The following is a 20313-nucleotide window of genomic DNA, read 5'->3' on the forward strand; positions in this document are numbered from 1 at the left end:
AGAGGCCAGCCGTCGTGACCCTGTGGTCAGCGGGCGGCATTATACATAGGTAGCTGGCAATCTGCCGATGGTTCATATGCAACGATTCTCGTCCATTGGTCTAAAGGTCGCAGGGCAGAGGTGGGCGGTGCGTTGTCGCCAATGCTTGAGATTGGCGCTTTTCCCTTTGCTTTCAGGCTTGTAGGAAGCGGGATGTGCCCGTGCCCGGAACAGAGGGTTTGCGTGTTGATTCAACTGGGTTACGCTCGGACGAAGCCAGATGTTCAATCCAATGAGTGGAGTTCAGCATGGGTTACAAGAAGATTCAGGTTCCGGCCGTCGGCGACAAAATCACCGTCAATGCAGACCATTCTCTCAATGTCCCTGATAACCCGATCATTCCCTTCATCGAAGGCGACGGCATTGGCGTCGACGTCAGTCCGGTGATGATCAAGGTGGTGGATGCTGCCGTGGCCAAGGCCTACGGAGGCAAGCGCAAGATTTCCTGGATGGAGGTCTACGCCGGCGAAAAAGCGACCCAGGTCTATGACCAGGACACCTGGCTGCCTCAGGAAACCCTGGATGCCGTGAAGGATTACGTCGTCTCCATCAAGGGCCCGCTGACCACCCCGGTCGGTGGCGGTATCCGCTCCCTCAACGTCGCCCTGCGCCAGCAGCTGGACCTGTATGTCTGCCTGCGGCCGGTGGTGTGGTTCGACGGCGTGCCGAGCCCGGTGAAAAAGCCAGGCGACGTCGACATGGTCATCTTCCGCGAGAACTCCGAGGACATCTACGCCGGCATCGAGTGGAAGGCCGGTTCCCCGGAGGCCACCAAGGTCATCAAGTTCCTGAAAGAGGAAATGGGCGTCACCAAGATCCGTTTCGACCAGGATTGCGGCATCGGCATCAAGCCCGTCTCCAAGGAGGGCACCAAGCGCCTGGTGCGCAAGGCCCTGCAATACGTGGTGGACAACGACCGCAAGTCGCTGACCATCGTGCACAAGGGCAACATCATGAAATTCACCGAAGGCGCCTTCAAGGACTGGGGCTATGAGGTGGCGAAGGAAGAGTTCGGCGCCGAGCTGCTGGACGGCGGCCCGTGGATGAAGTTCAAGAACCCCAAGACCGGCCGCGAAGTCATCGTCAAGGACGCCATCGCCGACGCCATGCTCCAGCAGATCCTGCTGCGTCCGGCCGAGTACGACGTGATCGCCACGCTGAACCTCAACGGTGACTACCTCTCCGATGCCCTGGCGGCGGAAGTGGGCGGCATCGGCATCGCGCCGGGCGCCAACCTGTCCGACACCGTGGCCATGTTCGAGGCCACCCACGGCACGGCGCCGAAGTACGCCGGCAAGGATCAGGTCAACCCGGGCTCGGTGATCCTCTCGGCCGAGATGATGCTGCGTCACCTGGGCTGGACCGAGGCGGCCGACCTGATCATCAAGGGCACCAACGGCGCGATCAAGGCCAAGACCGTGACCTACGACTTCGAACGCCTGATGGAAGGCGCGAAGCTGGTGTCGTCTTCGGGCTTCGGCGAGGCGCTGATCTCGCACATGTAAGCGAACCCGCCGCAATGAAAACCGCCCGGTTCGATGGTTCGAACCGGGCGGTTTCGTTTAGGGCGGCAGGTGCGCTAGGGTCAGTGGGCGACCGTCTGGGCGTGGCCGGCGGCCGCTGTGCGTTCTTTTGCGGCGTCGGCAGGCGCTATCTTGACGGCGTGCAGGCCTTTGGGCCCTTGCACGATCTCGAAGTTGACGAGCTGTCCGGCCTTGAGGGTCTTGTAGCCCTCCATCTCGATGGCGGAGTAGTGGGCAAAAAAGTCGATTTCCTTGCCGTCCTCGTCCCGGCCTTCGCGGGCGTCGGTGTTGATGAAGCCGAATCCCTTGGCATTGTTGAACCATTTCACCTTGCCGACAGCCATGCTCAAATCCCTCTGCAACAGACTCCAACGCTGGAGTATCATCCAATTCATCCGCAGTCGAATTCGTTTGCGAACAGGACTCCGCGGATCTTTTTTACCCACCGTGGGTTCTATTGGTTGTAACACCGTTTTCCCGATAGTCAAGGTGACCGGGCAGTCGGAGTTGAAAACGCGTGCAGCCGCCCCCACCACTGTATTTGCACAACTGACGAACCTTTCTTTCCATGCATGCAATCAGCCAGATTCGACTAACATTCAATCAGGATCGCCCTGATTTACACGACGACGATTCAGCGGGCATTGCTGTTCAGGAAGCAAAGCCTGCATTGCAGGCGCCGCCGATGTACAAGGTGGTTTTGTTCAATGATGACTACACACCGATGGATTTCGTCGTCGAAGTGCTCGAGGTGTTTTTTAACCTGAATCGCGAGCTGGCGACCAAGGTCATGCTGGCCGTCCACACAGAAGGACGGGCAGTATGTGGAGTGTTTACCCGCGACATCGCCGAGACAAAGGCCATGCAGGTCAACCAGTACGCCAGGGAAAGCCAGCATCCGCTACTCTGTGAAATCGAGAAGGACGGTTAATCGCCGACCACTTGGGTATGAGGTGAAGCTATGTTAAACCGCGAGCTCGAAGTCACCCTCAATCTTGCCTTCAAGGAGGCCCGTTCGAAGCGTCATGAGTTCATGACCGTCGAACACCTGCTGCTGGCCCTATTGGATAACGAGGCTGCCGCCACCGTTTTGCGTGCCTGCGGCGCAAACCTCGACAAACTCAAGCACGACCTGCAGGAGTTCATCGACTCCACCACGCCGCTGATCCCCGTCCATGACGAGGACCGCGAAACCCAGCCGACCCTGGGCTTCCAGCGTGTGCTGCAACGTGCTGTCTTTCATGTTCAGAGCTCGGGCAAACGCGAAGTGACCGGCGCCAACGTGCTGGTCGCGATCTTCAGTGAGCAAGAGAGTCAGGCGGTGTTCCTGCTGAAGCAGCAGAGCGTCGCACGCATCGATGTCGTCAACTATATCGCCCATGGCATTTCCAAGGTGCCGGGGCATGGCGAACATTCTGAGGGTGAGCAAGATATGCAGGACGACGAGGGCGGTGAGTCTTCTTCTTCAGGCAATCCTTTGGACGCGTATGCCAGCAACCTCAACGAACTGGCGCGTCAGGGCCGGATCGACCCGCTGGTCGGCCGCGAGACGGAAGTCGAGCGCGTCGCGCAGATCCTCGCGCGCCGGCGCAAGAACAACCCGCTGCTGGTGGGCGAGGCGGGCGTGGGCAAGACCGCGATCGCCGAAGGCCTGGCCAAGCGCATCGTCGACGGCCTGGTGCCGGACCTCTTGATCAACAGCGTCGTCTATTCCCTCGACCTGGGTGCCTTGCTGGCCGGCACCAAGTACCGCGGCGATTTCGAGAAACGCTTCAAGGCGCTGCTCAACGAGCTGAAGAAACGTCCGCAGGCGATCCTGTTCATCGACGAGATCCACACCATCATCGGTGCCGGCGCGGCGTCCGGCGGCGTCATGGACGCCTCCAACCTGCTCAAGCCGCTGCTGTCGTCCGGTGACATCCGCTGCATCGGTTCTACCACGTTCCAGGAATTCCGCGGCATCTTCGAGAAGGACCGGGCCCTGGCGCGGCGTTTCCAGAAGGTCGATGTCGTCGAGCCGTCGGTGGAAGACACCATCGGCATCCTGCGCGGCCTGAAAGGGCGCTTCGAGCTGCACCACAACATCGAGTACAGCGACGAATCCCTGCGCGCCGCCGCCGAACTGGCCTCGCGCTACATCAATGACCGGCATATGCCGGACAAGGCCATCGACGTCATCGACGAGGCGGGCGCCTACCAGCGCCTGCAGCCGGCGGACAAGCGCGTGAAGCGCATCGACGTGGCCCAGGTCGAGGACATCGTGGCGAAGATCGCGCGGATTCCGCCGAAACACGTCACCAGTTCCGACAAGGAACTGCTGCGCAACCTCGAACGCGACCTCAAGCTGACGGTGTTCGGTCAGGATGCGGCGATCGATTCCCTGTCGACCGCGATCAAGCTGTCCCGTGCCGGGCTGAAGTCGCCTGACAAGCCAGTCGGTTCGTTCCTGTTCGCAGGCCCGACCGGCGTCGGCAAGACCGAAGCCGCTCGGCAACTGGCCAAGGCGCTGGGCATCGAGCTGGTTCGTTTCGACATGTCCGAGTACATGGAGCGCCACACCGTTTCGCGTCTGATCGGTGCGCCTCCGGGGTATGTCGGGTTCGACCAGGGCGGCCTGCTGACCGAGGCGATCACCAAGCAACCGCATTGCGTGCTGCTGCTCGACGAAATCGAGAAGGCTCACCCTGAAGTCTTCAACCTGCTGCTGCAGGTGATGGATCACGGGACGCTGACCGACAACAACGGGCGCAAGGCGGATTTCCGCAATGTGATCATCATCATGACCACCAACGCCGGTGCCGAAACCGCGGCGCGCGCTTCGATCGGTTTCACCCATCAGGACCACTCGTCCGATGCGATGGAAGTGATCAAGAAGAGCTTCACGCCGGAGTTCCGCAACCGCCTGGACACCATCATCCAGTTCGGTCGCCTCAGCCACGAGGTCATCAAGAGCGTGGTGGACAAGTTCCTCACCGAGCTTCAGGCGCAGCTGGAAGACAAGCGGGTGCTGCTGGAAGTCACCGACGCAGCCCGAAGCTGGCTTGCGGCCGGCGGCTACGACTCGGCGATGGGTGCCCGTCCGATGGCGCGCCTGATCCAGGACAAGATCAAGCGTCCGCTGGCGGAGGAAATCCTGTTTGGCGAACTGGCCGAGCATGGCGGTGTGGTGCACATCGACATCAAGGACGGCGAGCTGACCTTCGAGTTCGAAACCACGGCGGAAATGGCCTGAGGCCAAAGCCGCAACACAGCAAAAAGGCGCCACAAGGCGCCTTTTTGCTGTCCGGGCATTCCTGGCCATTTCTGTGCCGTGCCGGTCGGCATCATGGCCGTCATCGCGGGCAAGCCCGCTCCCACAGGGTTTGAGGTGTGCGCGACAGGGGTGAGCACCCCGGTCGTTGCGGGGCGGGCTTGCCCGCGATGGCGGTGGTTCAGCCAATCCTGTTTCCGGGCGAGGTCAAATCGCGTGCAAACAAAAACGCCCGGCAGGGCCGGGCGTCTTGTATTGACTTGCTTAGCGAGCGCGGTAAGTGATGCGCCCTTTGCTCAAGTCATAGGGCGTCAGCTCGACGCGCACTTTGTCACCGGTAAGAATACGAATGTAGTTCTTGCGCATCTTGCCGGAGATATGCGCGGTAACGACGTGCCCATTTTCCAATTCCACGCGAAACATGGTGTTTGGCAGGGTGTCGACGACAGTGCCTTCCATTTCGAAGCTGTCTTCTTTCGACATGCAGTAAAGCCCTCGGTGTCCAGTGAATGGCCCGGTGCAACTGCGCCAGGCAAAAGCGGCGTGCATTGTGCCCGAAAAGTGGTGTTTACGCCAAGGGGTTTAAGGGTTTGCGTTCAGTTGAGGATGACCCAGCGCTGGTTGATCAACAGTTCGATGGGCCGGTACTGGGTCTTGTAGTTCATCTTTTTGCAGTTTTTGATCCAGTAGCCCAGGTACACGGCGTCCAGCCCGAGCCGGCGGGTTTCGGCGATCTGCCAGAGGATGGCGTAGCGCCCCAGGCTGCGGCGCTCTTCGTCCGGCTCATAAAAGGTGTAGACCGCCGACAGGCCGTTGGGCAGCAGGTCGGTGACGGCCACGGCCAGCAACCGTCCGTCGAGCCGGAACTCGTAGAAGCGCGAGAAGGGCAGGTCGCGCACCAGAAAAGTGGCGAACTGGTCACGGCTGGGCGGGTACATGTCGCCGTCGGCGTGCCGTTGCTCGATGTAGCGTTGGTACAGGTCGAAATACTCTTCGCTGAAGCCCGGTTTCACCGGTCGCACCTGCAGGTCGGCATTGCGCTTGAAAATGCGCTTCTGCTGGCGGTTGGGGCTGAACTGCAGCGCCGGGATGCGCGCCGGCACGCAGGCATTGCAGTTCTGGCAGTGCGGGCGGTACAGATGGTCGCCGCTGCGACGAAAACCCATTTCCGACAGGTCTGCGTAGACATGCACATCCATGGGCTGACTGGGGTCGAGAAACAGGGTCGTGGCCTGCTCCTGCGGCAGGTAGCTGCAGGAGTGAGGCTGAGTGGCATAGAACTTCAAACGCGCCAACTCGGTCATGATCAACCCTCGGGATAAGCTTGTGAATTAAGTGTAAGCCAGGTGCGCAAAAGTCGCTCAGCAAACCCAAGTGGCCTGGTTGGGCCGGTCCAGGTGCCGCGCCAGGTAGTCGGCGAAGGTGCAGCGCGAGATCGCCCGGGCGCCGAGGCTGTGCAAATGGTCGGTGGGCATCTGGCAGTCGATCAGGACGAATCCCGCGTCCTTCAGGTGCTGCACCAGCGTGGTAAAGCCGTACTTGGAGGCGTTGTCGGCGCGGCTGAACATCGATTCGCCGAAAAACAGTTGGCCCATGGCCAGGCCGTACAGGCCGCCGACCAGTTCGCCCCCGTCCCAGACTTCCACCGAATGGGCAAAGCCGCGCCGGTGCAGTTCGATGTAGGCGTCCTGCATTGCCTGGGTGATCCAGGTGCCGTCGGCGTAGTCCCTCGGCGCGGCGCAGGCGCTGATCACGGCTTTGAAATCCTGGTCGAACGTCACCCGGTAGCGCTGTTTGCGCATCAGTTTGGCCAGGCTGCGGGAGACGTGCAGTTCGTCGGGAAACAGGACCGTGCGCGGATCCGGCGACCACCAGAGGATCGGCTGGCCTTCGGAGAACCACGGAAAGCAGCCGTGGCGGTAGGCCTGGATGAGCCTGTCGGCGGACAGGTCGCCGCCGGCCGCCAGCAGTCCGTTGGGATCGCGCATGGCCTTTTCCAGGGGCGGAAATGTCAGGGTGTTGCGTTGTAACCAGGTCAGCATGGCATTCGGGCTTGCGGAAGAGGGGAGGGCGGTGGCTGCGCTAGAGTGTGCCGTTAAATGACGGGAATGTCCTCCCGATCCTGCGCGGCTGCAACTTGGCCGGGCAGGCGCGGTCGTAATCGGGCATCGCGCAGACGGGTGGCGCGGCGGGCGTCGGGCATTGTGCGGCGATCTGCGTCGGGCGCTTCGTGACGTTCATCAAATACGCCTCATAAGCCTTTGTCACAAAAGGCAATGCATGCTCAAATTGAGCCGCAGGATCCGTGCGCTTGGCTATGCTTGTTGCACAGGCGCGGGCATGGCAACGCGCTTGCAAACCCGTACAATGCCGGGCTGTTGCAGAATATTCTCCGTGTGCCGAGTTTATTAAGGCACCGATGCAGTGTTAAAACGGGTTCCGGTTGTGCCCGTCAATTTTTTGCCTGCCTGGGATCGGGCAGTTATTGATCGTCATTCAATAGATGGACGCGCCGCGGGCGCAGGAAAAGAAGCGTTTTGAAGAAATCCACGGAAGCACCAAAAGCAGTCGTTCCGCTCTGGCGTCAGCAGTTGCACTACCGGCTCAAGGAAGGTGCGCTGATCGCCATCGGTGCCTTGTGCCTGTTCCTGATGATGGCCTTGCTGACCTACGGCAAGGACGATCCGGGCTGGAGCCACAACAGCAAGATTGACGACGTGCAGAACTTCGGCGGTCCCGCCGGTTCCTACAGCGCCGACATCCTGTTCATGGTGCTGGGTTACTTCGCGTACATCTTCCCGCTGCTGCTGGCGATAAAGGCCTACCAGATCTTCCGTCAGCGCCACGAGCCCTGGCAGTGGAGCGGCTGGCTGTTCTCCTGGCGCCTGATCGGCCTGGTGTTCCTGGTGCTGTCGGGCGCCGCGCTGGCCCATATCCATTTCCATGCCGCAGCCTCCAGCCTGCCGGCCGGCGCCGGCGGGGCGCTGGGCGAAAGCCTCGGCGACCTGGCCAGGAACGCCCTGAACATCCAGGGCAGCACCTTGCTGTTCATCGCCTTGTTCCTGTTCGGCCTGACGGTGTTCACCGACCTGTCCTGGTTCAAGGTGATGGACGTCACCGGCAAGATCACCCTCGACCTGTTCGAGCTGTTCCAGGGCGCGCTCAACCGTTGGTGGGCGGCGCGCACCGAGCGCCGGCAACTGGTGGCCCAACTGCGCGAAGTCGATGACCGTGTGGACGAGGTCGTCGCCCCGGCGGTGCCGGACAAGCGCGAGCAGGCCAAGGTCAAGGAACGCCTGATCGAACGCGAACAGGCCCTGAGCAAACACATGTCCGAGCGGGAGAAACAGGTTCCGCCGGTCATCATGCCGGCCCCGGTCAAGGCGTCGGAGCCGAGCAAGCGCGTACAGAAGGAAAAGCAGGTGCCGCTGTTCGTCGACAGCGCCGTGGAAGGCACCTTGCCGCCGATCTCGATCCTCGATGTGGCGGAAAAGAAACAGCTCAACCATTCCCCGGAGTCCCTGGCGGCGATCGGTCACCTGCTGGAGATCAAGCTCAAGGAATTCGGCGTCGAGGTCACGGTGGACTCGATCCATCCGGGCCCGGTCATCACCCGCTACGAAATCCAGCCGGCCGCCGGCGTGAAGGTCAGCCGCATCGCCAACCTGGCCAAGGACCTGGCGCGTTCCCTGGCCGTGACCAGCGTGCGGGTGGTCGAGGTGATTCCGGGCAAGACCACCGTCGGCATCGAGATCCCCAACGAAGACCGGCAGATCGTGCGGTTCTCCGAGGTGCTGTCGACGCCCGAGTACGACAACTTCAAGTCGCCGGTCACCCTGGCCCTCGGTCACGACATCGGCGGCAAGCCGGTCATCACCGACCTCGCCAAGATGCCGCACCTGCTGGTGGCCGGTACGACCGGTTCCGGTAAGTCGGTGGGCGTGAACGCGATGATCCTGTCGATCCTGTTCAAGTCGGGTCCCGAAGACGCCAAGCTGATCATGATCGACCCGAAGATGCTCGAACTGTCGATCTACGAAGGCATTCCGCACCTGCTGTGCCCGGTGGTCACCGACATGAAGGACGCGGCCAACGCCCTGCGCTGGAGCGTCGCCGAGATGGAGCGGCGCTACAAGCTGATGGCGAAGATGGGCGTGCGCAACCTGGCCGGCTTCAACGCCAAGGTCAAGGAGGCCCAGGACGCCGGCGAGCCGTTGAGCGATCCTTTGTACAAGCGCGAAAGCATCCACGACGAGGCGCCATTGCTGCAGAAGCTGCCGACCATCGTCGTGGTGGTGGACGAATTCGCCGACATGATGATGATCGTCGGCAAGAAGGTGGAAGAGTTGATCGCCCGGATCGCCCAGAAGGCGCGGGCCGCCGGCATTCACCTGATCCTCGCGACCCAGCGGCCGTCGGTGGACGTGATCACCGGCCTGATCAAGGCCAACATCCCGACGCGGATGGCGTTCCAGGTGTCGAGCAAGATCGACTCGCGCACCATCATCGACCAGGGCGGCGCCGAACAACTGCTCGGCCACGGTGACATGCTCTACATGCCGCCGGGCACCAGCCTGCCGATCCGGGTGCACGGCGCGTTCGTCTCCGACGACGAAGTGCACCGGGTGGTGGAAGCGTGGAAACTGCGCGGCGCGCCGGAATACAACGACGATATCCTCAACGGTGTCGAAGAGGCGGGCAGCGGTTTCGAAGGCAGCAGCGGCGGTGGCGAAGGCGACGATCCGGAAGCCGACGCGCTGTACGACGAAGCCGTGCAGTTCGTGCTCGAAAGCCGCCGGGCCTCGATCTCCGCGGTGCAGCGCAAGCTGAAGATCGGCTACAACCGCGCCGCCCGGATGATCGAAGCCATGGAAATGGCCGGGGTCGTCACGGCGATGAACACCAACGGTTCGCGCGAGGTGCTGGCCCCGGGGCCGGTGCGCGACTGAGTCAACCCCCCGGATTCAACAGCCGGGACGGCGCAATGAGGCGCCGTCCGCTCTCCCACGAGTATTCAAGAGGACTCCCATGCGTCTGATCCGCATGCTGCTGCCGGTACTGGCCCTGACCACGCTTTCGGCCCACGCCGACGAAAAGGACGTGGCGCGCCTGACCCAACTGCTGGAAACATCCAAGACCCTCACCGCACGCTTTTCCCAGCTGACCCTCGACGGCAGCGGCACCCAATTGCAGGAAACCGCCGGAGAGATGTCGCTGCAGCGCCCGGGCCTGTTCTACTGGCACACCGATGCGCCGGCCGAGCAGACCATGGTCTCCGACGGCAAGAAGGTCACCCTGTGGGACCCGGACCTTGAGCAGGCGACGATCAAGAAACTGGACGAGCGCCTGACCCAGACCCCGGCCCTGCTGCTGTCGGGCGACGTGTCGAAGATCAGCCAGAGCTTCGACATCACCGCCAAGGAAGCCGGCGGCGTGATCGACTTCACCCTCAAGCCGAAGACCAAGGACACCCTGTTCGACAGCCTGCGCCTGTCGTTCCGCAATGGCCTGGTCAATGACATGCAGCTGATCGACAGCGTCGGCCAGCGCACCAACATCCTGTTCACCGGGGTGAAGGCCAACGAAGCGATTCCGGCGTCCAGGTTCAAGTTCGACATCCCCAAGGGTGCCGACGTGATCCAGGAATAACCCCTGACTTCTGTGGGCGAGAGCCCGCAGGATCAACGCCTAGAGGTTTCAACGGTACGTGATGGATCTGTTTCGCAGAGAGCCCCTGGCCCAGCCTTTGGCGGCCCGGTTGCGCGCCACCAACCTGGACGAATACGTCGGCCAGGAGCACGTGCTCGCCCGCGGCAAGCCGCTGCGCGAGGCGCTGGAGCAGGGCGCGCTGCATTCGATGATCTTCTGGGGCCCGCCGGGCGTGGGCAAGACCACCCTGGCGCGGCTGCTGGCGGAAGTCTCGGATGCGCACTTCGAAACGGTTTCGGCGGTGCTGGCCGGGGTCAAGGAGATCCGTCAGGCGGTGGAGATCGCCAAGCAGCAGGCCGCGCAGTACGGCCGGCGCACGATCCTGTTCGTCGACGAGGTGCACCGCTTCAACAAGTCCCAGCAGGACGCGTTCCTGCCGTACGTCGAGGACGGGACGCTGATCTTCATCGGCGCCACCACCGAAAACCCGTCATTTGAACTGAACAACGCGCTGCTGTCGCGGGCCCGTGTGTATGTGCTCAAGAGCCTGGACGAAGCCGCGCTGCGCAAGCTGGTGCACCGGGCGCTGACCGAGGAGCGGGGCCTGGGCAAACGCCACCTGACCCTCAGCGACGAAGGCTTCCAGATGCTGCTGTCGGCCGCCGACGGCGACGGCCGGCGCCTGCTCAACCTGCTGGAGAACGCCTCGGACCTGGCCGACGACGACAGCGAGATCGGCACCGACCTGCTGCAGAGCCTGCTCGGCGACACCCGCCGGCGTTTCGACAAGGGCGGCGAAGCGTTCTACGACCAGATCTCCGCGCTGCACAAATCGGTGCGCGGCTCCAACCCGGACGGCGCGCTGTACTGGTTCGCACGGATGATCGACGGCGGCTGCGATCCGCTGTACCTGGCCCGGCGCGTGGTGCGCATGGCCAGCGAAGACATCGGCAACGCCGACCCCCGCGCCCTGAGCCTGTGCCTGGCGGCGTGGGACGTGCAGGAGCGCCTCGGCAGCCCCGAAGGCGAGCTGGCGGTGGCCCAGGCCATCACCTACCTGGCCTGCGCGCCGAAAAGCAACGCGGTGTACATGGGCTTCAAGGCCGCGATGCGCGCCGCCGCCGAGCACGGTTCGCTGGAAGTGCCGCTGCACCTGCGCAACGCCCCGACCAAGCTGATGAAGCAGTTGGGCTACGGCGACGAATACCGCTATGCCCACGACGAGCCGGACGCCTATGCCGCCGGCGAAGACTATTTCCCCGAAGCGCTCGAGCCGATTCCGTTGTACCAGCCGGTGCCCCGTGGCCTGGAGCTGAAGATCGGCGAAAAGCTCAAGCACCTTGCCCAACTCGACCGGCTGAGCCCCCGCCAGCGGAGAAAACCGTGATTCCAGCGATCGTTGCAGTCTCCATCGGCGGCGTCGCCGGCACGCTGCTGCGCTTTGCCGCCGGCAATTGGGTCAACGCCAACTGGCCGCGGCACTTCTATACCGCGACGCTGGCCGTTAATATCGTGGGCTGTCTTTTGATCGGCGTGCTGTACGGCCTGTTTTTGATACGCCCGGAGGTGCCTTTCGAGGTGCGTGCCGGGTTGATCGTCGGCTTCCTCGGAGGGCTGACGACCTTTTCATCCTTTTCACTGGATACGGTGCGCCTGCTGGAAAGCGGGCAAGTGCCGCTGGCCCTGGGCTATGCGGCGCTCAGCGTATTCGGCGGGCTGCTCGCCACCTGGGCCGGCCTGTCCCTGACCAAACTTTGACAACGAGAGACCGACATGCTCGATTCCAAACTGTTACGTAGCAACCTTCAGGACGTAGCGGACCGCCTGGCATCCCGTGGCTTTGCCCTGGACGTCGCACGCATCGAAGCGCTGGAAGAGCAGCGCAAGGCAGTCCAGACCGAAACCGAAAAGCTTCAGGCTGAACGTAACGCGATTTCCAAGAGCATCGGGCAGGCCAAGCAGCGCGGCGAAGACATCGCACCGCTGATGGCCAATGTCGAGAACATGGGCACCCAGCTCAACGAAGGCAAGGCCGCGCTGGACAAGATCCAGACCGAGCTGGACGCGATCCTGCTGGGCATCCCCAACCTGCCGCACGAGTCGGTGCCGGTGGGCGAAGACGAAGACGGCAACGTCGAAGTGCGCCGCTGGGGCACGCCGACCGCGTTCGACTTCCCGGTGCAGGACCACGTCGCCCTGGGCGAGAAGTTCGGCTGGCTGGATTTCGAAACCGCCGCCAAGCTGTCCGGCGCACGTTTTGCCCTGCTGCGCGGCCCGATCGCCCGCCTGCACCGCGCCCTGGCGCAGTTCATGATCAATCTGCACGTCACCGAGCACGGCTACGAAGAGGCCTACACCCCGTACCTGGTGCAGGCGCCGGCGCTGCAAGGCACCGGCCAGTTGCCGAAGTTCGAGGAAGACCTGTTCAAGATCGGCCGCGACGGTGAGGCCGACCTGTACCTGATCCCGACCGCCGAAGTGTCGCTGACCAACATCGTGGCCGGCGAGATCGTCGACGCCAAGCAGCTGCCGATCAAGTTCGTCGCCCACACCCCGTGCTTCCGCAGCGAAGCCGGCGCGTCGGGCCGCGACACCCGCGGCATGATCCGCCAGCACCAGTTCGACAAGGTCGAGATGGTGCAGATCGTCGAGCCGTCCAAATCCATGGAAGCCCTGGAAAGCCTGACCGCCAACGCCGAGAAGGTGCTGCAGCTGCTGCAGCTGCCGTACCGCACCCTGGCGCTGTGCACCGGCGACATGGGCTTCAGCGCGGTCAAGACCTACGACCTGGAAGTGTGGATCCCGAGCCAGGACAAGTACCGCGAGATCTCGTCGTGCTCCAACTGCGGCGACTTCCAGGCCCGCCGCATGCAGGCGCGCTTCCGCAACCCGGAAACCGGCAAGCCTGAGCTGGTGCACACCCTGAACGGTTCCGGCCTGGCGGTCGGCCGCACCCTGGTGGCGGTGCTGGAGAACTACCAGCAGGCCGACGGTTCGATCCGCGTGCCGGACGTGCTGAAGCCGTACATGGGTGGCCTTGAGGTCATCGGCTGACATGGACTATCTGCCGCTGTTTCACAACCTGCGCGGCAGTCGTGTGTTGGTCGTCGGCGGGGGGGAGATTGCCTTGCGCAAATCCCGCCTGCTGGCCGACGCCGGTGCGCTGCTGCGGGTGGTCGCACCTGAAATCGAAGCACAACTGCGTGACCTGGTGACCGCCAGCGGCGGTGAGTGCCTGTTGCGCGGCTACCTCGAGGCAGACCTGGACGGCTGCAGGCTGATCATCGCCGCCACCGACGACGAAGCGCTGAACGCGCAGGTCTCCGCCGATGCCCATCGGCGTTGCGTGCCGGTCAACGTGGTGGACGCGCCGGCCCTGTGCAGCGTGATCTTCCCGGCCATCGTCGACCGTTCGCCGCTGATCATCGCGGTGTCCAGCGGCGGCGACGCGCCGGTGCTGGCCCGTTTGATCCGCGCCAAGATCGAAACCTGGATCCCCGCCACCTACGGTCACCTGGCCGGTCTCGCCGCGCGTTTCCGGCATCAGGTCAAAAGCCTGTTTCCGGATGTGCAGCAGCGTCGCGCCTTCTGGGAAGACGTGTTCCAGGGGCCGATCGCCGACCGGCAACTGGCCGGGCAGGGCGCCGAGGCCGAACGTCTGTTGCAGGCCAAGATCGATGGCCAGGCACCGGTGGCCACCGGCGAGGTGTATCTGGTGGGCGCAGGCCCCGGCGATCCGGACCTGCTGACCTTCCGCGCCTTGCGCTTGATGCAGCAGGCCGACGTGGTGCTGTACGACCGTCTGGTGGCGCCGGCGATTCTTGAGCTGTGCCGCCGGGACGCCGAGCGGGTCTACGTCGGCAAGCGCCGCGCCGACCACGCGGTGCCCCAGGATCAGATCAACCGCCAGCTGGTGGATCTGGCCAAGGCCGGCAAGCGGGTGGTGCGGTTGAAGGGCGGCGATCCGTTCATCTTCGGCCGCGGCGGTGAAGAGATCGAAGAACTGGCGGCCCACGGCATCCCGTTCCAGGTCGTGCCGGGCATCACCGCCGCCAGCGGTTGCGCGGCTTATGCCGGGATCCCGCTGACCCACCGCGACTACGCGCAGTCGGTGCGTTTCGTCACCGGGCACCTGAAGGACGGTTCCACCGATCTGCCTTGGGCCGACCTGGTCGCGCCGGCGCAGACGCTGGTGTTCTACATGGGCCTGGTGGGGCTGCCGGTCATCTGCGGGCAGTTGATCAAGCACGGGCGCGGCGTGGACACCCCGGCGGCGTTGATCCAGCAGGGCACCACGGTCAATCAGCGGGTGTTCACCGGCACCCTGGCCGACCTGCCCGGGTTGGTGGCGGAGCACGAAGTGCATGCGCCGACCCTGGTGATCGTCGGCGAAGTGGTGCAACTGCGCGAGAAACTGGCGTGGTTCGAAGGGGCTCAGGGGCAGGTCTGACGGACCGCGCCGCGCCCGTCGCCAGCAGGCTGGCTCCTACAGGGGATTTGTGTCGTTCACGAATCCAATGCGGGAGCCGGCCTGCTGGCGATCGGGGCCCTCAAACGCTGCCCTGATTCCAGATCCCTTTCCCGCTCAGCCGCGCCCGGTCATGGGCCGCGCTGAAATCCTGCTCCGGCCCTTTCGGCACGACCCCGGTCGGGTTGATGGTCTTGTGGCTGGCGTAGTAGTGGTGCTTGATGTGCTGGAAGTCCACCGTCTCGGCGATGCCCGGCCACTGGTACAGTTCGCGCAGCCAGTTCGACAGGTTCGGATAATCGGCGATCCGCCGCAGGTTGCACTTGAAGTGGCCGTGGTACACCGCGTCGAAGCGGATCAGGGTGGTGAACAGGCGGATGTCCGCTTCGGTGAGGAATTCGCCCGCCAGGTAGCGGTTGGCGCCGAGCCATCCTTCCAGGTGATCCAGTTCGGCGAACACATCGTCGAACGCCGCTTCATAGGCCTGCTGCGAGGTGGCGAAGCCGGCGCGGTACACGCCGTTGTTGACCGCCGGGTAGATCCGCTCGTTCAGCCCATCGATTTCACTGCGCAGGGGCGCCGGGTAGAAGTCCAGGCCGTTGCCGGTCAAGCCGTCGAACGCGCTGTTGAACATGCGGATGATCTCCGCCGATTCGTTGCTGACGATGCGCTTGAGCCGTTTGTCCCACAGCACCGGCACGGTGACGCGGCCGGTGTAGTCGGGGGTGTCTGCGGTGTAGCGCTGATGCATGAAGTCGAAGCCGTCGAGGCGGTCGCCCGTGGAGCCCAGCGCCGTGTCGAACGTCCAGCCGTTCTCCAGCATCAGCCAACTGACCACCGAGACGTCGATCAGGCTTTCCAGGCCCTTGAGCTTGCGCAGGATTAGCGTGCGGTGGGCCCACGGGCAGGCCAGCGACACATAGAGGTGGTAGCGCCCGGCCTCGGCGGCAAACCCGCCTTCACCGCTGGGGCCGGGGCGGCCGTCGCGGGTGACCCAGTGGCGGCGTTGCGCCTGTTCGCGCCGGAAGGCGCCGTCCTTGTCGCTTTCGTACCATTTGTCCTGCCAGCGGCCATCCACCAGTAAACCCATGTTCAAGACTCCGAAACCAATGATCGTTGGAGTGGAGTCTATTCCGATGGGTTCGAACAAAAAGCGCAAAGATCGGGCAGCTATGATCGATTAAATCGATTTGTTCCGTGCGGCCCAGAATCGCTCGGCGGTTTCGAAAGCTTGCTCACGGCTCTGGCCCAGCCCTCGGAGGGCGAGTGCCATGGTCGACAACAGGGCCATGTGGGCGTAGCTGTCGTCCGACTCGCCGCGCCAGACCGCCTTCAATTGGCGGGTCTCCAGCGAAGCCGGTTTGACGTGGCGTTGGGCCGACAAACGCGGCCATTCTTCGTCCCAGCTTGCGCCGCCGGCCGTGCCGTACAGGTGACTGTCGGCGTCCGGGTTGATCTCGATTTCGCCGCCGTCGCCCTTGATCACGATGGCCGTGTCGCCGAGCAGGCCGCTGGCTTCGCGGTGCACCGCCTGATAGCCGGGGTGGAAGATACTTTGCAGGCCGCAGCGGGCGCCCAGCGGGTTGAGGATCCGCGCCAGCGAGTGGATCGGCGAACGCAGGCCCAGGGTGTTGCGCAAGTCGATCATCTTCTGCAACGGCGCGGCCCAGTCCACCAGCGGCATGAACGCCAGGCCGCCGTTGTCCAGCGCCGAGCCGACCTGTTGCCAGTCGCGGCACAATGGAATGTTCAGTTCGCCCAGCAGCTGTTCGCTGTACAGGCGCCCGGCGGTGTGGGCGCCGCCGCCGTGCATGAAGATGCGCACGCCGTTCTGCGCCAGGCACTTGGCGGCCAGCAGGTACCACGGCAGGTGGCGTTTTTTCCCGGCATAGGTCGGCCAGTCCAGGTCGACGCTCAGCGTCGGGGCCTGCAAGCGTTCGCGCAGGGCCTCGGTGAAGCCGGCCATCTCCTCGGCGCTTTCCTCTTTGTGCCGCAAGAGCATCAGGAAGGCGCCGAGCTGGGTGTCCTCGACCTTGCCGTCCAGCACCATGCCCATGGCCTCGCGGGCCTCGGCGCGGGTCAGGTCGCGGGCGCCGCGCTTGCCTTTGCCCAGGATCCGCACGAATTGGGCGAACGGATGCTCGGCGGGCGTTTCGAGGGTCAACGCTGGAAAGTCGGTCATAGGCAATTCGTCGGTTTGGGCAGGCCCGCCAGTTTCGCGGCGAGCTTGGCGGGGGTGCCTTTGAACAGGCGGTTCAGGTGCAGGCTGTTGCCCTTGTCCGGGCCCAGCTTCAGGGCGGTGTACTTGATCAGCGGCCGGGTGGCCGGGGACAGCTCGAACTCCGCGTAAAAGGCGCGCAGCAGCTCAAGGACTTCCCAGTGGTCGGGGGTCAGTTCGATGTCCTCGGCGGCGGCGAGGGCAGCGGCGACTTCGGCCGACCAGTCGCCCAGGTCCACCAGGAAGCCGTCCTTGTCCAGTTCGATGGCGCGGGCGCCGACGGTCAGGGTCTTCATAGCCAGGTGTTGACCTTGTCGTGGCGCACCGACAGTTCGACGAAGGCCGGGTAGTCGATGGCTTCGGCCCAGTCCGGAACCGCCAGCCCACGGGCCTGGGCATCTTCGGCCAGTACGTACGGCCTGGCGCGGCGGGCCTGGAGCGCAGCGAACGGCGCGGTGCCGGGTTGCAGGGCATAGGCGGCGTCGCCGCACAGCAGCAGGGCGTCGGCGCTGCCCAGCAGACGCAGGCAACTGCTCAGGCGTTCGTCGCCGAACGGGGAATGGGACAACACATGCAAAGTCGACATCAGAGCGTGATCACCTGGTCGTAACGGTCAATGAGGGCGGTGATGCGGTCGGCGGCCAAGGGCTGCGCCTCGTCCAGCGACAGATCGCCGAGGCCGCGCAGGGCGGCGCTGTCGGCGCAGTAGAACAGCTCTTCGACGCCGAACATCGGCAACGCCTGCAAGTTGGCGCTCAGGTCCTTCTGCTGCAAGGCCCTGGCGTTCTGCCCGGCGGCCAGTTGCAGCACGCCGTCGTCGAGGAACAGCAGGCCGACCGGCAGATCGAACGCGCCGCCGGCCAGCACGATGTCCAGCGCCTCGCGGGCGCCGGGGCCGGACCACGGCGACTGACGGCTGATGATCAACAGGGATTTGGCCATGTCACGCGCCTCCGAAGCAGATCAGACGGTCGGCGTCCTGCACCGCATCGTGCAGTTGGCCCAGCCCGGACAGCTCCCACGGCGCACTGACGGCCACGGCGTCACGCTGGTAGCGGCCGGCCTCTTCGGCGTTCAGCACGCCACGGCGCAGGGCGGCGGCGATGCACACCACGCCGTCCAGCCGCTGTTCGGTGATGAAGGCGCGCCATTGCTTGGGCAGGTCTTGTTCGTCCTGCGGGGTGACCACGCTGTCCGAGGCGTTGTGCACGCCGTCCTGGTAGAAAAACAGCCGGACGATCTCATGCCCGCCGGCCAGCGCCGCCTGGGCGAACAGCAGGGCACGGCGCGAGGAGGGCGCATGGGCGGCGGAAAACAGCGCGATGGCGAACTTCATGACGGACTCGATCAGCGAAACTGCGGCCATGATAAAGCTTTCTCGCCGGGGCGGCGAAGCGGATGTTGCCGCATGCGCCGCGAGTGTCAGCGCGGCATGTAGCCCAGTTGCCAGCGGCGGGGGATCTTCAGGGCCACCACCCCGAGCACGCCGGCCAGCAATGCGCTGAAAAACAGGGCCTGAAGGCCCAGATGGCGCTCCAGCAGCGCACCGATGACCGCGCCGACGAACATGCCAGTCCAGGGCACCAGTTGCACCCGCCAGCCGTTGCGTCGCTCGCCCAGCAGCCAGCGGCCCAGTCCCCGGCCGAACCGTGACAGGGCCCCGGTGACGTAGGTCAGCCCCACCGGCAGCCCGTTCACTTCCTCGACGCAGGCATTGAGCATGCCCATGGCGGTGATCGCCGCCAACAGGGCCGGCAGTTGCTGCTCGAACGGCCAGGCCGCGGCGGCGCACAGCAGCGCGGCGATGCACAGCAGCAACGGCAGCGCCCGGCGCCCGCTCAGCCGGCTGACGATGACGCCGAGGGCATTGCCGAGGACGAACGTGGCGACCAGGATCGACAGGCGCAGGGTCAGGCCCAGGTCGCCGTCGCTGATCGCCACCGCCAGGCGGGTCGTGTTGCCGCTCATGAACGAGACGAAGTCGCCGCTGGCCATGAAGCCGATGGCGTCGGTCATGCCGGCCAGCACCGACAGGCAGGCGACCAGCGTGAGGCCGACGCGGCCGCGCCATTTCTGGGTGTGCAGGTGGCCGGGCGTGGCGCGGTGGGTGGTGGCGGACGGCAGCATGGGCGGGTTCCTGGCCGGGTTCCTGGGTGGGAAAACACGGTTTTACTCCATAGCGCGAGGGTTGTCGCGCCGCCCGATGCGGTAAAGCTGAACGAAACCTTGCCGGGCAGTGATACAGTCCGTTCTTTTTTGAATGAGCGAATGCAATGCGAATGCTGACGGTGGCGCTGGCGGCGACCTTGCTGGCCGGTTGCGCGGGATCGGTGATGGAAGACGCCCGCACCCGAACCCCTTACAAGACCCTGACCTCGGAAAAGCCCGGCAAGGACGTGGCGCAGTGCGTGCAGTTCTCCTGGCAGGACGAAGCGGTGTTCGGCGTGGACGCGGCGGCGTACCTGGAGCCGGGCAAGCAGGGCGGCACGACGGTGTACACCCGCTCGGCGGAATCGTTTGTCGATGTGGTCAGCGGCGCGTCCGGCACCACGCTCAAGTACTACGCGCAGAAGGACGACTTCGTCGCCAAGCGCCGGTTGGCGGCGTTGGCGACCTGCCTGTAGATCGGGTTGAGGCGGTGACAGTTCCGGCCACCTCGCGGGCGAGCCCCACAATGGATCTGTGCCACGCACCGATCCCTGTGGGAGCCAGACTGCCGGTTCAGTCCTTCAACCGCTTCTGAAAGAACAGCCGCTTGTGCCCCGGCGGATAGTCCGCCAGTTCACCGAACTCGCTGTAGCCAAGTTTTCGGTAGAACACCGGCGCCTGAAAATCGAAGGTGTCGAGCCAGATCCCGAAGCAGCCTTTCTCCCGCGCCAGCTCCTCGGCCATGCCCATCAGCCTGGAGCCGATGCCCTGGCCCCGGCCTGCTTCAGGCACCGACAGCAGGTCGACGAACAGCCACTCACAGACAAAACGGCCATACAGTCCGCCGAGGATCGCGCCGCTGTCGTCGCGCACCAGCAGGGTGAGGGGGGTGGAGGGCGCGATGCCGGCCTGGGCGACGTTGTAGGCGTGCAGCGGCGCCAGGATGGCCAGGCGTTCTTCTTCCGTATTGGTGTGCGACAGCTCGATTCGCAGGTTCATGTGCAACGTCCTTTTGGCA

General features: G+C 64.2%; 22 protein-coding genes. 10 read left to right on the top strand and 12 right to left on the bottom strand.

Annotation, left to right across the window (positions count from 1 at the left end; all coding sequences use genetic code 11):
• Nucleotides 1-287 precede the first annotated feature (287 nt).
• Nucleotides 288-1544: an NADP-dependent isocitrate dehydrogenase gene (icd, locus tag KVG96_RS07525; RefSeq protein WP_085579824.1), complete on the top strand. Its 1257-nt coding sequence runs from the start codon at nt 288-290 to the stop codon at nt 1542-1544.
• A gap of 80 nt (nt 1545-1624) precedes the next feature.
• On the opposite strand, the gene KVG96_RS07530 is transcribed toward icd, so the two are convergent.
• The gene (locus KVG96_RS07530; RefSeq protein WP_217891438.1) at nt 1625-1906 is read right to left on the bottom strand and encodes a cold shock domain-containing protein; all 282 of its coding nucleotides are present in this window, start codon (nt 1904-1906) and stop codon (nt 1625-1627) included.
• Nucleotides 1907-2130: 224 nt separating this feature from the next.
• On the opposite strand from KVG96_RS07530, the gene clpS reads away from it, so the two are divergent.
• Together clpS and clpA are read left to right on the top strand one after the other, a co-directional pair.
• A complete protein-coding gene (gene clpS, locus KVG96_RS07535; protein ID WP_015094394.1) occupies nt 2131-2493 on the top strand; it encodes an ATP-dependent Clp protease adapter ClpS in 363 nt (120 codons plus the stop codon).
• A gap of 30 nt (nt 2494-2523) precedes the next feature.
• Entirely contained in the window at nt 2524-4794 is a 2271-nt protein-coding gene (clpA, locus tag KVG96_RS07540; RefSeq protein WP_085579827.1) for an ATP-dependent Clp protease ATP-binding subunit ClpA, read from the top strand.
• A gap of 282 nt (nt 4795-5076) precedes the next feature.
• Here clpA and infA read toward each other — a convergent pair whose 3' ends face one another.
• From infA to aat, 3 genes are all read right to left on the bottom strand, one after another.
• The gene (gene infA / locus KVG96_RS07545) at nt 5077-5295 is read right to left on the bottom strand and encodes a translation initiation factor IF-1 (protein WP_002553999.1); all 219 of its coding nucleotides are present in this window, start codon (nt 5293-5295) and stop codon (nt 5077-5079) included.
• 113 nt (nt 5296-5408) lie between these two features.
• Nucleotides 5409-6116, bottom strand: coding sequence for an arginyltransferase (locus KVG96_RS07550; RefSeq protein WP_217891439.1), 708 nt, complete (start codon nt 6114-6116; stop codon nt 5409-5411).
• 57 nt (nt 6117-6173) lie between these two features.
• Nucleotides 6174-6854, bottom strand: a complete 681-nt coding sequence (gene aat, locus KVG96_RS07555) for a leucyl/phenylalanyl-tRNA--protein transferase (protein ID WP_217891440.1) — start codon at nt 6852-6854, stop codon at nt 6174-6176.
• A 495-nt stretch (nt 6855-7349) separates the two neighbouring features.
• Between aat and KVG96_RS07560 the strand changes: the two genes are divergently transcribed.
• The 6 genes from KVG96_RS07560 to cysG all read left to right on the top strand — a co-directional run bounded on the left by KVG96_RS07560 (nt 7350) and on the right by cysG (nt 14911).
• Complete coding sequence (locus KVG96_RS07560) at nt 7350-9761, top strand: DNA translocase FtsK (protein WP_217891441.1); 2412 nt, start codon at nt 7350-7352, stop codon at nt 9759-9761.
• Nucleotides 9762-9840: 79 nt separating this feature from the next.
• Complete coding sequence (gene lolA, locus KVG96_RS07565; protein WP_085579835.1) at nt 9841-10461, top strand: outer membrane lipoprotein periplasmic chaperone LolA; 621 nt, start codon at nt 9841-9843, stop codon at nt 10459-10461.
• 61 nt (nt 10462-10522) lie between these two features.
• Nucleotides 10523-11848, top strand: coding sequence for a replication-associated recombination protein A (locus KVG96_RS07570; protein WP_085579837.1), 1326 nt, complete (start codon nt 10523-10525; stop codon nt 11846-11848).
• On the top strand, nt 11845-12219 hold the full coding sequence (gene crcB, locus KVG96_RS07575) for a fluoride efflux transporter CrcB (RefSeq protein WP_217891442.1): 375 nt from the start codon (nt 11845-11847) through the stop codon (nt 12217-12219). The genes KVG96_RS07570 and crcB overlap by 4 nt, the downstream gene beginning before the upstream one ends.
• Before the next feature lie 15 nt (nt 12220-12234).
• Complete coding sequence (gene serS / locus KVG96_RS07580; RefSeq protein ID WP_217891443.1) at nt 12235-13515, top strand: serine--tRNA ligase; 1281 nt, start codon at nt 12235-12237, stop codon at nt 13513-13515.
• Nucleotide 13516: 1 nt separating this feature from the next.
• The gene (cysG, locus tag KVG96_RS07585; RefSeq protein WP_217891444.1) at nt 13517-14911 is read left to right on the top strand and encodes a siroheme synthase CysG; all 1395 of its coding nucleotides are present in this window, start codon (nt 13517-13519) and stop codon (nt 14909-14911) included.
• A 100-nt stretch (nt 14912-15011) separates the two neighbouring features.
• Here the strand turns inward: cysG and KVG96_RS07590 are convergent, their stop codons facing one another.
• From KVG96_RS07590 to KVG96_RS07620, 7 genes are all read right to left on the bottom strand, one after another.
• On the bottom strand, nt 15012-16019 hold the full coding sequence (locus tag KVG96_RS07590; protein WP_217891445.1) for a glutathione S-transferase family protein: 1008 nt from the start codon (nt 16017-16019) through the stop codon (nt 15012-15014).
• A gap of 90 nt (nt 16020-16109) precedes the next feature.
• Nucleotides 16110-17111 carry a glycosyl transferase family protein gene (locus KVG96_RS07595; RefSeq protein WP_217891446.1) on the bottom strand — a complete coding sequence of 334 codons (1002 nt, stop codon included), beginning with the start codon at nt 17109-17111 and terminating at the stop codon, nt 16110-16112.
• Nucleotides 17108-17443, bottom strand: coding sequence for a TusE/DsrC/DsvC family sulfur relay protein (locus KVG96_RS07600; RefSeq protein WP_217891447.1), 336 nt, complete (start codon nt 17441-17443; stop codon nt 17108-17110). Before KVG96_RS07600 ends, KVG96_RS07595 begins: the two co-directional genes overlap by 4 nt.
• A complete protein-coding gene (tusB, locus tag KVG96_RS07605; RefSeq protein ID WP_217891448.1) occupies nt 17440-17733 on the bottom strand; it encodes a sulfurtransferase complex subunit TusB in 294 nt (97 codons plus the stop codon). Before tusB ends, KVG96_RS07600 begins: the two co-directional genes overlap by 4 nt.
• A complete protein-coding gene (gene tusC, locus KVG96_RS07610) occupies nt 17733-18089 on the bottom strand; it encodes a sulfurtransferase complex subunit TusC (RefSeq protein ID WP_217891449.1) in 357 nt (118 codons plus the stop codon). The genes tusB and tusC overlap by 1 nt, the downstream gene beginning before the upstream one ends.
• Before the next feature lies 1 nt (nt 18090).
• On the bottom strand, nt 18091-18483 hold the full coding sequence (tusD, locus tag KVG96_RS07615; RefSeq protein ID WP_217892452.1) for a sulfurtransferase complex subunit TusD: 393 nt from the start codon (nt 18481-18483) through the stop codon (nt 18091-18093).
• A gap of 86 nt (nt 18484-18569) precedes the next feature.
• Nucleotides 18570-19274: a YoaK family protein gene (locus KVG96_RS07620; RefSeq protein ID WP_217891450.1), complete on the bottom strand. Its 705-nt coding sequence runs from the start codon at nt 19272-19274 to the stop codon at nt 18570-18572.
• A 146-nt stretch (nt 19275-19420) separates the two neighbouring features.
• Here KVG96_RS07620 and KVG96_RS07625 point away from each other — a divergent pair, with 146 nt between their 5' ends.
• Complete coding sequence (locus tag KVG96_RS07625) at nt 19421-19771, top strand: hypothetical protein (RefSeq protein WP_217891451.1); 351 nt, start codon at nt 19421-19423, stop codon at nt 19769-19771.
• Between the two features lie 97 nt (nt 19772-19868).
• Here KVG96_RS07625 and KVG96_RS07630 read toward each other — a convergent pair whose 3' ends face one another.
• Nucleotides 19869-20294 (bottom strand): GNAT family N-acetyltransferase, encoded by a 426-nt coding sequence (locus KVG96_RS07630; RefSeq protein WP_217891452.1) that lies wholly within the window; start codon nt 20292-20294, stop codon nt 19869-19871.
• Between the last annotated feature and the right edge of the window lie 19 nt (nt 20295-20313).

Source organism: Pseudomonas ekonensis (assembly GCF_019145435.1).
GTDB classification, from domain to species: domain Bacteria; phylum Pseudomonadota; class Gammaproteobacteria; order Pseudomonadales; family Pseudomonadaceae; genus Aquipseudomonas; species Aquipseudomonas ekonensis.